Origin of the sequence: Streptomyces sp. NBC_00582 (assembly GCF_036345155.1) — a bacterium.
GTDB lineage: Bacteria > Actinomycetota > Actinomycetes > Streptomycetales > Streptomycetaceae > Streptomyces.
In genome coordinates, this window is sequence record NZ_CP107772.1 from 2,225,187 (window position 1) to 2,237,417 (window position 12,231).

A 12,231-nucleotide genomic window follows, 5' to 3' on the forward strand; every position below is an offset into this window, starting at 1 on the left:
GGCGGCCCCTTCCCGCATGGGGGGCCGCCCGGTAGTCGCACATCCCGCACACCGCACCGTCCGCACGTCGCACGTCTCGCACCTCCCCCCGCACCCATGGCTTCGCGAGGAAGGACCCCCACCGTGCGAAGAAAGCGCATTCTGACGGCGGTGCTGGCGCTCGCCGCCGGCCTGCTCGCCGGCAGCCCGCACGCGCTGGCCGCCGACGCCGGCCCGAAGGCGACGCTCGCCGCAGACTCGTACACCTGGAAGAACGTCCGGATCGACGGCGGTGGCTTCGTCCCGGGCATCGTCTTCAACCGCAAGGAGAAGAACCTCGCCTACGCGCGCACCGACATCGGCGGCGCCTACCGCTGGCAGGAGTCGAGCAGGACCTGGACGCCGCTGCTGGACTCCGTCGGCTGGGCGGACTGGGGGCACACGGGCGTGGTGAGCCTGGCCTCCGACTCCGTCGACCCGAACAAGGTGTACGCGGCGGTCGGCACGTACACCAACAGCTGGGACCCGGGGAACGGCGCGGTGCTGCGGTCCGGTGACCGGGGCGCCAGCTGGCAGAAGACGGACCTCCCCTTCAAGCTGGGCGGGAACATGCCCGGCCGGGGCATGGGAGAGCGGCTCGCGGTCGACCCGAACAAGAACAGCGTGCTCTACCTCGGCGCACCGAGCGGCAAGGGGCTGTGGCGGTCGACGGACTCGGGGGTCACCTGGTCGCAGGTGAGCAATTTCCCGAACGTCGGCAATTATGTACAGGATCCCAGCGACACCAGCGGGTATGCGAGCGACAACCAGGGGATCGTCTGGGTCACCTTCGACGAGTCGACCGGCACGTCGGGGACGGCGACGAAGACGCTCTACGTCGGGGTGGCGGACAAGGACAACGCGGTGTACCGGTCGACGGACGCGGGGGCGACCTGGTCGCGGATGGCCGGACAGCCGACGGGATATCTGGCGCACAAGGGTGTACTGGATACCGTCAACGGCTATCTGTACATCGCATACAGCGACAAGGGCGGTCCGTACGACGGCGGCAAGGGCCGGCTGTTCCGGTACGCGACGGCGACCGGCACCTGGACGGACATCAGCCCGGTGGCGGAGGCCGACACCTACTACGGCTTCAGCGGCCTGACCGTCGACCGGCAGAAGCCCGGTACCGTCATGGCGACCGCCTACAGTTCCTGGTGGCCCGACACCCAGATCTTCCGCTCCACGAACAGCGGCGGGACCTGGACGAAGGCGTGGGACTACACCTCGTACCCAAACCGTTCGAACCGGTTCACGATGGACGTGTCCTCGTCGCCGTGGCTGACCTGGGGCGCCAACCCGTCGCCGCCGGAGCAGACGCCCAAACTCGGCTGGATGACCGAGGCGTTGGAGATCGACCCGTTCAACTCCGCCCGCATGATGTACGGGACGGGCGCGACGATCTACGGCACGGAGAACCTCACCAACTGGGACGGCGGAAGCCAGTTCACCGTGAAGCCGATGGTGCAGGGGCTGGAGGAGACGGCCGTCAACGACCTCGCCTCTCCCCCGACCGGTGCGCCGCTGCTCAGCGCGCTGGGTGACGTGGGCGGTTTCCGGCACACGGATCTGACCAAGGTGCCGTCGATGATGTTCACCTCCCCGAACCTCACGACCACCACCAGCCTCGACTACGCCGAGACCAACCCGAACACGGTGGTCCGGGTGGGCAATCTGGACTCGGGCCCGCATGTGGCGTTCTCGACGGACAACGGCGCCAACTGGTTCGCCGGGACGGACCCTTCGGGGGTGAGCGGCGGCGGGACCGTGGCCGCGGCGGCGGACGGCGGCCGGTTCGTGTGGAGTCCGGCGGGCACGGGCGTGCAGTACACGACAGGGTTCGGGTCGTCGTGGGCGGCGTCGAGCGGGATCCCCTCCGGCGCGACCGTGGAGTCGGACCGGGTCGATCCGAAGACCTTCTACGGTTTCAAGTCGGGCAAGTTCTACGTCAGTTCGGACGGCGGCGCGACCTTCACGGCGTCGTCGGCGACGGGGCTGCCCAGCGGGGACAGCGTGCGCTTCAAGGCGCTGCCCGGCACGAAGGGCGATGTGTGGCTGGCCGGCGGGGCGAGCGACGGGGCGTACGGGCTGTGGCACTCCACCGACTCCGGCGCCACCTTCACCAAGCTGTCGACGGTCGAGCAGGCCGACACGATCGGCTTCGGCAAGGCGGCGACGGGTGCCTCGTACCAGACGCTCTACACCAGCGCGAAGATCGCCGGTGTACGGGGGATCTTCCGCTCGACCGACAAGGGCGCGACCTGGACGCGGATCAACGACGACGCCCACCAGTGGGGTTGGACGGGCGCGGCGATCACCGGTGACCCGCGGGTCTACGGGCGGGTGTACGTGTCGACCAACGGCCGGGGTGTGATCTACGGCGACACCTCCGACACGAGCGGCGGCGGAAGCGGGGGCGGCGACGGCGGTGGCGGTACGGATCCCACGCCGACCGGCGCCTGCGCGGTGACGTACACGATCACCAACCAGTGGTCCGGTGGCTTCCAGGCGGACGTGAAGCTCGCCAACACGGGGACGAGCGCGTGGTCCGGCTGGAGCCTGAACTGGGCCTTCCCCAGCGGGCAGACGATCTCGCAACTGTGGAACGCCGACTACGCGCAGTCCGGGTCGGCGGTGACCGCGAAGAACGTCACCTGGAACGCCACGGTGGCAGCCGGCTCCTCGGTGAGCTTCGGCTTCACCGGCACCTGGACGGGCTCGAACACCAAGCCGACGGCGTTCAAGCTGGGTGACCAGAGCTGCACCGTGGGCTGAGCCCGGCACAGGCCAACCGGATGAATTCGTTCAGCGCCAGGGCCCGAGTTTCGCTCATACGATCGATCCTGCCTCCACTCCGGAGGCAGGGGAGTGGGGAGGGGAACATGGGAGTGTCCAGACGTGCCCTGCTGGTCTCTTCGGGTTCGGCAGCGGCGGGCGCGGTCCTCGCGTCCGCCGGCCCGGCCCAGGCCGAGGAGACCGAAACCGCCGAGCAGGCGGACGAGTCGACCCCGGCGTGGGGCTACAACATCCCGTTCCACGGCGTCACCGAGCCGGGCCCGGAGGACGGTTACATCAGCGTGAGCTTCACCATCGACCTGATGCCCGGGCCGCCGGAGAAGGACGTCACCGCGCTGGAGGTGGCCAACGCCATCAACGAGTTGCTCACCTCTCGCGGATGGCCCGCCATCCGGTTCTACGGGAATGTGCCCAAGGCCCTGAACTGATCCGGCGCGCGACCCGGTGAACGCACGACCGTGAGGGGGCCCCGTCCGACCTCGGGCGGGGCCTCGTCACGTTCCTGTCAGGGGGTGTAGACCGTCGGCCGGGGCGCCGTCGCCATGCCGTTGCCGATGAAGAAGCTCGGGTGCGGCGGTTGGTTGTACGCGGTGTTCTGCCAGGCCAGGCCCGTGCGGTACATGGTGTCGTGCAGGAGGGTCGTGATGCGGGTCGTCGTCTCGTACGGGGTCGAGTAGATCCTGAGGGCGGTGTTGTCGGTGGTGGGCCAGACGACCTCCTCGCGCCAGTCGCCGAGGATGTCCCCGGAGAGCGACGGGGTCGCCTTGGTGCTGTTGTTGGAGTGGACGTCGGAGCCCGTCAGCAGACGGGTGTCGGAGGACGTGCCGTACTTGTCGATGTGGGTGCCGTCGAGGAGCTCACGGGTGGTGTCGGCGTCCCACCAGGACAAGAAGTTGACGGAGGACGGTTCACGGCCCTTCGTCGCGCCCGCCTCGTCGCGGACGGAGGAGTCGGAGGCCGACCAGACCTCGGCCCCGTCGTTGCCCGCCCAGATGTCGCCGGCGACGCCGCGCCCGTTGTCGCAGCAGGCGGCCAGCTTCCAGTTGATCGTGCCGTTGGCCGGGTTGATGTACAGCTCGGCGGGCTGGCTGCTCGACTCGGAGACCTTGAAGTACTCCAGGCCCGCGTGCGACGGGTCGAGGTCGCCGAGGTGCTGGGCGTCGCCGTGGCCGGTCTTCGTCGTCCACAGGCCGTTGCCGTTGTCGTCGACCGCCATCGCGCCGTAGACGATCTCGTCCTTGCCGTCGCCGTCGACGTCCCCGACGGAGAGACTGTGCGAGCCCTGGCCGTCGTACCCCTTGCCCGTGTTGCTGGAGGAGTTGGTGTCGAAGGTCCAACGGCGGGTGAAGGCGCCGTCGCGCCAGTCCCAGGCGGCGATCACCGTGCGGGTGTAGTAGCCGCGCGCCATGATCAGGGAGGGGCGGGAACCGTCCAGGTACGCCGTGCCCGCGAGGAAGCGGTCGACGCGGTTGCCGTACGAGTCGCCCCAGGAGGAGACCGTGCCGCGGGCCGGGACGTAGTCGACGCTCTGCATCGCCCTGCCCGTCTGGCCGTTGAACATGGTCAGGTACTCGGGGCCGGACAGGACGTACCCGCTGGAGTTGCGGTAGTCGGCGGAGGAGCTGCCGATCACCGTGCCGGTGCCGTCGACCGTGCCGTCGGCGGTCTTCATCGCGACCTCGGCCCTGCCGTCGCCGTCGTAGTCGTACACCTGGAACTGTGTGTAGTGGGCACCGGAGCGGATGTTGCGGCCGAGGTCGACCCGCCACAGACGGGTGCCGTCCAGCCGTATACCGTCGACGATCGTGTTTCCGGTGTATCCCGACTGCGAGTTGTCCTTGGCGTTGGTCGGCTGCCACTTGAGGACGAAGTCCAGGGCGCCGTCGCCGTCGAGGTCGCCCACGGAGGCGTCGTTGGCCTCGTAGGTGTAGGCGACGCCGTCGGGTGTGGTGCCGCCGGCCGGCGGGGTGATCGGGACGTCCTTGTAGCCGGTGCGGAACTGGATCGCGTGGACGGAGTCGGCCTGTTCGACACCGTTGACGACGGCGCGGACCGTGTAGTCGGCCTGGGCGGGCGCGCCGGAGTGGAAGTAGGTGGTGGAGCCGGTGATCGGGGCGGAGTTGACCTTCGTGCCGGCCCGGTAGACGTTGAAGGAGACACTGTCGGGGTCGGTGCCGAGCCAGCGCCAGCCGACCAGGTTGCCGCTGTCGGTGTGGACGCTGACCACGCCCCGGTCGAGGGCCTCGACCTGGCGGGCGGTCGCCGCGGCGGCGGTGCCGGTGCCGAGCGCGGTCAGACCGGCGGCTACAAGGGCCGCGGCCGCTGTCGCGGCCGACAGAAGGACTCGGCGTCTGCGGTGCTCGTGGGGGTGCTGCACGGGACGAACCTCCAGAGAGGACGGACGGGTTCCGCACTCTCAGTCGCCACCGGGTTCGGCCACGTTGCCGTGTGTTTCGGCCAGTTGGACGGGCGTGGGCCTTACTCGTTCGACGCCGGTTCCCGGTGTCCTTCCGTGGGCTTCCGGAAGGCGCGCAGGGTGAACTCCGGTTCCGGGCGCGGCCGTTCCTGGTCGGGCAGGGCCGCGAGGCGGGCGGCGAACACGTCGGCGAGGGGATCGCCGGGCGGGAGGGTGACGAACCAGCCACGCCTGAGGTCGGCGATCGCCCGACGCGGGCTGCGCCCCTGCCCCCGGCCGGCGAAACGGGCCCGCCCGGCCGCCACCAGACCGCAGTCGGTGGCGTACGACGCGACGAGCTCGGAGGCGTCGGAGGCGGGGCGGCGCGGGCGAGAGGCGAGGACCGCGTCGATGTCGCTGCCCACGTTGTGCGAGGCCCCCTTGTCGACCGTGGTGACGTACACCCCGCCCGGCCGCAGCACCCGCGCGCACTCGGCGACGATCCGCCGTGCGTCGTCGTCCTCGACGAGATGCAGCAGCCACACACTGCTCACGGCGTCGAATTGTGCGGCGGGAAAAGGGAGTTGGCGGCTGTCGGCGCGCACGATGGCGCCCGGCAGCCGGGCGGCGGCGTGCCGGGCCATCGCGGGCGACAGGTCGACGCCCGTCACCCGCAGGGCGTCCGGTCCGGCCGCGAGCCGGCGGGTGACGATGCCCGTGCCGCAGGCTACGTCCAGCAGACTGCGCACACCGGGCGGCAGAAGACCGAGGACGGCTTCGGCGGCGGCGGCCGCCCGGGGTTCGCCGCCGCGCGAGAGGTCGTAGCGTTCGGCTTCCTTGTCGTAGTCCAGCACGCGCCCTCCCCGTTCCGCCCGTCGGCTGTATGCAATGTGCGCCACACTGTATGCCGGATGCCGGACACTTAGGACTGTATGCAGGATGTCGCATACTTCACGCCGTATGCCGCATGCCGCATACACGCGCCCTACGCCCGTCCGCCGGAAGCCGCAGAATGTATACCGTCGCCCCGATGCCGCGGTCCCGTCTCAGCTCACCCCGTGTCCGTCCGCCGCCTCCTCCACCTGCCGCGCCAGTTCGAAGTCCAGTTCGGTGACGGCTCCCCCGGCGCTGTGGGTGTTCACCGCGAGGGAGACCGTGTTGTAGCCGAGGGTGAGGTCGGAGTGGTGGTCGAGCTCGTCCTGGATCCGGGCGATGTGGACGACCAGGGCGGTCGCGGCGAAGTGGGAGGGCAGCCGGTAGGAGCGGGTGAGGCGGTCGCCGTCGACGGTCCAGCCGGGCAGTTCGGACAGGCGGTCCTCGATCTCCTTCGGAGAAAGCGGTTCCACGGCCATGGTGGGACTCCCTTCGTGGGTGCCGCGTACCCGTCCAGACTGCCACAGGAGAGCGACGGCGGCCCTGGTCAGGAGGGTTCCCGGCGGTCCGGGCCGGGAACCCTCGGGGGCTCAGGCCCGGGCGGCCTCGGCGGCGAGGTCGTCCGCGAGGGCGGCGATGCGGGCGCGGCCCTCGACCTGGCGCAGCCAGGTGTGCGGCAGGCCGTGGTCGCCGTGGCGGGCGCCGAGCAGGTTGCCGCAGAGGGAGCCAGTGGAGTCGCTGTCGCCGGAGTGGTTGACGGCGAGGAGCAGGGCGCGTTCGACGTCGGTGTGGGCGAGGGCCGCGTAGACGCCGATGGCGAGGGCCTCCTCGGCGATCCAGCCGGCGCCCAGGCGTTCCACCTTCTCCGCGGTGGGGTCGCCCTCGGCCGCGAGGTCGAGCGCCCGCCGCAGCGCCGTGCCGGTCTCCTCGTGGCCGGGGTGCCGGGCCAGCAGGCGCAGGGTGCGCAGGACGGCGCCCTCGATCGACTCGCCGTCGATCAGGTGCCGGACGATCGCGGCGAGTGCGCCGGCCGCGTAGGCGCCGGTGGGGTGGCCGTGGGTCATCCGGGCGCAGACGGCGGCGAGTTGGAAGGCGGAGGCGGCCGGGGCGCCGGTGAGTCCGAAGGGGGCGGACCGCATGACGGCCCCGCAGCCCTTGGAGTCGGGGTTGACGGGTCCGGGCGTGCCGAGTGCGGTCCAGGGGTCGGGGACGTGGTCCTGCTGGAGGCCGCTGAGGCAGGCGTTGCCGGGGGCGCGGCGGGCGTAGAGCCAGGGTTCGGTGACGAGGCCGTCGGTGGGTCCGGCGTAGCCGTGGGCGGTGGGGCCGCCGTCGGGTGCGGGGACGCGTTGGGTGTGCAGCCAGCGTTCGTAGGCCCAGCGCACCAGCCGGGGTCCGCCGCCGCCGATGCCCTTGCCGCGCTCGCGCCGTACGGCCTGTTCGACGCCCTCCGCGGTGAACAGGGTCATCTGGGTGTCGTCGCTGATCCGGCCGATGACGCCCGTCGCGTCGGGGACGAGCCCGGTGACGCCACGCTCGCCGTGGGTGGCGCGGATCCGGTCGAGGGAGTCGAACTCCACCGGGTAGCCGAGTGCGTCACCGAGCGCTCCGCCGAGGAGACAGCCACGTACCCGCGCCCGGTACACCGCCTCGGCCTCGAACATCGCCCTGCGCTCGATCCACGGCACGCTCGTCCACCCCTCATCTCGCCCCGGCCCCTGCGCGGGGCCGTCGACTACGGTCGTCGTATGGCCATTGTCGCGACCGGTACGAACGCCGCATCCGCCGCCCCCGTCGAGCCGGGCGTGGGCCCGCTGTTGCGGGCCTGGCGGGAGCGGCGGCGGGTCAGTCAGCTCGAACTCGCGCTGCGGGCGGGTTCCTCGGCCCGGCACACCAGTTTCGTGGAGACGGGCCGTTCCCGGCCGAGTGAGGAGATGGTGCTGCGGCTGGCGAATCATCTGCAGGTGCCGGTGCGGGAGCGCAACGCGCCGCTCCTGGCGGCCGGTTGCGCCCCGCGCTTTTCGGAGACCCCGATCGGATCCCGGGCCGGAGTGCGCCGGCCCGGAACCCGACGGACTCCACGATCCCGTCCGGGCCCGCAGGCGTCGATTACCCCTGAGGTCATGTGCCGCCGGTGTCGGGCGTGGCGAGGACCTCATCGCCGTACCGGTGAGACCGCGGCCGGAACATGACACACTGACCCGCGTGCCTCGACACGTAGGGGAGACGTGGCGTGAGTGAACGGCGGCCCGCGCCTACGGTGGGCCAGGTGGTGCTCGGCAGACGGCTGCAGGAGCTGCGCGAGGCGGCCGGTCTCGGCCGGGAGGAGGCGGCCCGCGCGTTGCGGGTGGCTCCGGCGACCGTACGGCGCATGGAGACGGCCGAGGTCGCACTGAAGATCCCTTATGTGCAGGTGCTGTTGGAGGCGTACGGGGTTTCCGAGGGCGAGGCGGAGGCGTTCGTCCGGCTGGCCGAGGACGCGAACCTGCCCGGCTGGTGGCAGCGTTTCCACGATGTGCTGCCGGAGTGGTTCAGTCTGTACGTCAGCCTGGAGGGGGCGGCCCGGCTGATCCGCAGCTATGAACCGCACTTCGTGCCGGGGCTGTTGCAGACGGAGAGGTACGCGCGCGCCGTGCTGGAGGCCGGCACGGTCGGGCGGACCACTCCGGACGCGATCGAGCGCCATGTGTCGCTGCGCATGGCCCGGCAGCGGTTGCTGGACGGGCCGAACCCGCCGCATCTGTGGGCGGTGATGGACGAGACGGTGCTGCGCCGTCCGGTGTGCGAGGACCCCTCCGTGATGCGGGAACAGCTGGACAGGCTGCTGGAGTTGGGCGAGCGTGACCGGATCACGCTGCAAATCGCCGAGTTCGCCGACGGCCCCCATCCGGGGACGGCCGCGCCGTTCTCGCTGTTCCGTTTCGCCGAGCCCGAGCTGCCCGACATGGTGGTCACCGAGTATCTGACGGGTGCCCTGTATCTGGACTCGCGCAAGGAGGTCTCCGCGCATCTGGAGGTCCTCGACCATCTGACGACGCACGCCGCGTCGGCCCTGGAGACCCGGGGGCTGCTCGAGGATCTCCGCGGAAGCCTCTGAGTGCCCCATCGACCATCCCGTCCGACCACGCGCAAGGAGAGACGCCCGTATGACCGGATCCGAGGACCGGAAGGCGCCCGTCCGTATCGACACCAGCAGGCCGCATCCGGCGCGTGTCTACGACTGGTGGCTGGGCGGCAAGGACAACTACCCCGTGGACGAGGAGCTGGCCCGGAAGATCCTCGCCGTGGACGGCACGGTGTTGCGCGGGGCGCGCGGCAACCGCCGTTTCATGCAGCGCGCGGTCCGTGCCGCCGCCGAGGCCGGGATACGGCAGTTCCTGGACATCGGCACGGGCATCCCCACCGAGCCGAACCTGCACCAGGTCGCCCAGGGCGTGGCCCCGGAGGCGAGGGTGGTGTACGCGGACAACGACCCGATCGTGCTGCGGCACGCGGAGGCCCTGCTGCGCGGCAGCGCCGAGGGCTCCACGCAGTATGTGCACGCCGACGTCCGCGACCTCGCGACGCTGCTGGACCGGGCCGCGGAGTCGCTCGACCTCGGCCGTCCGGTGGCGTTGTCGCTGGTGGCGCTCACGCACTACCTCGACGACGGCGCCTACGACCTCGTACGGGAGTACGTCGCGCGGCTCGCCCCGGGGAGCTGGCTGATCCTGTCCCAGGTGACCCCGGATCTCAGCCCCGAGGCGATCGCCAACGCGGCGAACCACTTCCGGCGCAGCGGCACCCCGTTCTTCCCGCGGTCCCTGACGGAGTTCGCGCGGTTCTTCGAGGGCCTGGAGCTGCTCGGCCCGGGCCTGATCCCGGTGTCGGGCTGGCGGCCGGAGCCGGAGGACGTGGCGGCGCAGGCGGAGGGCATCGTGCCGGTGTACGCGGGGGTCGCCCGCAAGGTCTGAGGGGCGGCGGTACGGCGGTGAGCGGGGGACGCGCCGTCACGCCGTGCCGGTGACGGCGCGCCCCCTCGCAAGGCACCCTCGCCAGGCGCCGTCCCGGGCGTAACGCCCAGGCGCCGTCCCCGGGCGCCACGCCCAGCCGCCGTCCCCGGGCTCCACGCCCAGGCTCCGTCCCCGGGCGCCACGCCCAGCCGCCGTCCCCGGGCTCCACGCCCAGGCGCCGTCCCCGGGCGCCACGCCCAGCCGCCCTCCGCGGGCGCCGCCCCAGGCCCGTCGCCAGGCTCCTCGCTAGGCTCCCTTCGCCTCGTCCCTGTCGTCGTCGACGATCTCCGCGTCGACCACCGTCTCGTCGTCGTCCGCCGGTGGGCGGCCGTCGCTGTCGGCGGTGGGGCCGGCGGTCGGGGGCTGCTGGGTCTGGGCGTACATCGCCTGGCCCATCTTCTGGCTGACGGTGGCGAGCCGGTCGACGCCGGCGCGCAGGGCTCCGGTGTCGGCCTGCCGCTCCAGCAGGTCCTTCAGTTCGGTGACGGCCGCGGACACCTCCTGCCGGGTCTCGGCGGGCACCCGCTCCTCGTTCTCACGGAGGAACTTCTCCGTCTGGTAGACGAGTTGCTCCGCCTGGTTGCGGGTCTCGGCGGCCTCGCGGCGGCCCCGGTCCTCCTCGGCGTACTGCTCGGCCTCGCGCATCATGCGGTCGATGTCGTCCTTGGGGAGCGCCGAACCGCCGGTGACGGTCATCTTCTGCTCGCGGCCGGTGGCGAGGTCCTTCGCGGAGACGTGCATGATGCCGTTGGCGTCGATGTCGAAGGCGACCTCGATCTGCGGGACGCCGCGCGGGGCGGGCGGCAGGCCGGTGAGGTCGAAGACGCCGAGCTTCTTGTTGTAGGCGGCGATCTCGCGTTCGCCCTGGTAGACCTGGATGCCGACGGAGGGCTGGTTGTCGGCGGCGGTGGTGAAGATCTCCGAACGGCGGGTGGGGATCGTGGTGTTGCGTTCGATGAGCTTGGTCATGATGCCGCCCTTGGTCTCGATGCCGAGGGACAGCGGGGTGACGTCGAGGAGGAGGACGTCCTTCACGTCGCCGCGGATCACGCCCGCCTGGAGGGCCGCGCCGACGGCGACGACCTCGTCGGGGTTGACGCCCTTGTGCGGGTCCTTGCCGGTCAACTCCCGTACCAGATCGGTGACCGCGGGCATCCGGGTGGAGCCGCCGACGAGGATGACGTGGTCGATCGCGGACAGCTTCACCTTGGCGTCCTTGACGGCCTGGTGGAAGGGGGTACGGCAGCGGTCGAGCAAGTCGGCGGTGAGCTCCTGGAACTGAGCCCGCGTCAGTTTCTCGTCGAGGTGGAGGGGGCCTTCGGCGGAAGCGGTGATGTACGGGAGGTTGATGGTGGACTCGGAGGAGGAGGACAGTTCGATCTTCGCCTTCTCGGCGCCCTCGCGCAGGCGTTGCAGGGCCATCCTGTCGTTGCCGAGGTCGATGCCGTACTGGCCCTTGAACTTCTTCACCAGGTACTCGACGATCCGCTGGTCCCAGTCGTCGCCGCCGAGGTGGGTGTCGCCGTTGGTGGCCTTGACCTCGATGACGCCGTCGCCGATCTCCAGGAGCGAGACGTCGAAGGTGCCGCCGCCGAGGTCGAAGACGAGGACCGTCTGTTCCTGGCTGCGGTCGAGGCCGTAGGCGAGGGCGGCGGCGGTGGGCTCGTTGATGATCCGCAGCACCCTCAGGCCGGCGATCTCCCCGGCCTCCTTGGTGGCCTGCCGCTGGGCGTCGTCGAAGTAGGCGGGGACGGTGATCACCGCGTCGGTGACGTCCTCGCCGAGGTAGGCTTCGGCGTCCCGCTTCAGTTTCTGCAGGACGCGGGCGGAGAGTTCCTGGGCGCGGAAGCGGGTGCCGTCCACATCGCCCCGGTCGGGGAAGCGCCAGTGCGCGTCGCCCATGTAGCGCTTGACCGAGCGGGCGGTGCGGTCGACGTTGGTGACCGCCTGCCGTTTGGCGACCTCGCCGACGAGCACCTCGCCGTTCTTGGCGAACGCCACGACGGACGGGGTGGTCCGCGCGCCCTCCGCGTTGGCGATGACCGTGGGTTCGCCGCCCTCCAGGACGGCCACCACCGAGTTCGTGGTCCCGAGATCGATGCCGACCGGACGTCCCATCGCCGTCCCCTTCCGCCAGGGAGCCTCCGCCACCGGACT

The 12,231-nt window shown here is 71.2% G+C and carries 9 protein-coding genes and 1 pseudogene; 5 read left to right on the forward strand and 5 right to left on the reverse strand.

Annotated features, from left to right (window positions below; genetic code table 11):
- Positions 1-123: 123 nt before the first annotated feature.
- A complete protein-coding gene (locus OG852_RS09475; RefSeq protein WP_133913826.1) occupies positions 124-2,796 on the forward strand; it encodes a cellulose binding domain-containing protein in 2,673 nt (890 codons plus the stop codon).
- A gap of 107 nt (positions 2,797-2,903) precedes the next feature.
- The gene (locus OG852_RS09480) at positions 2,904-3,245 is read left to right on the forward strand and encodes a hypothetical protein (protein ID WP_330347588.1); all 342 of its coding nucleotides are present in this window, start codon (positions 2,904-2,906) and stop codon (positions 3,243-3,245) included.
- Between the two features lie 77 nt (positions 3,246-3,322).
- Here OG852_RS09480 and OG852_RS09485 read toward each other — a convergent pair whose 3' ends face one another.
- From OG852_RS09485 to OG852_RS09500, 4 genes are all read right to left on the reverse strand, one after another.
- Positions 3,323-5,194: a rhamnogalacturonan lyase gene (locus OG852_RS09485; RefSeq protein ID WP_330347589.1), complete on the reverse strand. Its 1,872-nt coding sequence runs from the start codon at positions 5,192-5,194 to the stop codon at positions 3,323-3,325.
- 101 nt (positions 5,195-5,295) lie between these two features.
- Positions 5,296-6,066, reverse strand: a complete 771-nt coding sequence (locus tag OG852_RS09490) for a class I SAM-dependent methyltransferase (protein WP_330347590.1) — start codon at positions 6,064-6,066, stop codon at positions 5,296-5,298.
- A gap of 192 nt (positions 6,067-6,258) precedes the next feature.
- Positions 6,259-6,564: a 4a-hydroxytetrahydrobiopterin dehydratase gene (locus OG852_RS09495; protein WP_330347591.1), complete on the reverse strand. Its 306-nt coding sequence runs from the start codon at positions 6,562-6,564 to the stop codon at positions 6,259-6,261.
- A 111-nt stretch (positions 6,565-6,675) separates the two neighbouring features.
- Positions 6,676-7,746 carry an ADP-ribosylglycohydrolase family protein gene (locus OG852_RS09500; RefSeq protein ID WP_133913949.1) on the reverse strand — a complete coding sequence of 357 codons (1,071 nt, stop codon included), beginning with the start codon at positions 7,744-7,746 and terminating at the stop codon, positions 6,676-6,678.
- Positions 7,747-7,830: 84 nt separating this feature from the next.
- Between OG852_RS09500 and OG852_RS09505 the strand changes: the two are divergent.
- The 3 genes and pseudogenes from OG852_RS09505 to OG852_RS09515 form a co-directional block, all read left to right on the forward strand.
- Positions 7,831-8,142 (forward strand): annotated as a pseudogene (locus OG852_RS09505) (helix-turn-helix domain-containing protein); the annotation flags it as partial.
- Positions 8,143-8,315: 173 nt separating this feature from the next.
- On the forward strand, positions 8,316-9,179 hold the full coding sequence (locus OG852_RS09510) for a helix-turn-helix domain-containing protein (protein WP_133913830.1): 864 nt from the start codon (positions 8,316-8,318) through the stop codon (positions 9,177-9,179).
- 49 nt (positions 9,180-9,228) lie between these two features.
- Entirely contained in the window at positions 9,229-10,035 is an 807-nt protein-coding gene (locus OG852_RS09515) for an SAM-dependent methyltransferase (RefSeq protein WP_330347592.1), read from the forward strand.
- A gap of 285 nt (positions 10,036-10,320) precedes the next feature.
- Here the strand turns inward: OG852_RS09515 and dnaK are convergent, their stop codons facing one another.
- Positions 10,321-12,192: a molecular chaperone DnaK gene (gene dnaK, locus OG852_RS09520; RefSeq protein ID WP_330347593.1), complete on the reverse strand. Its 1,872-nt coding sequence runs from the start codon at positions 12,190-12,192 to the stop codon at positions 10,321-10,323.
- Between the last annotated feature and the right edge of the window lie 39 nt (positions 12,193-12,231).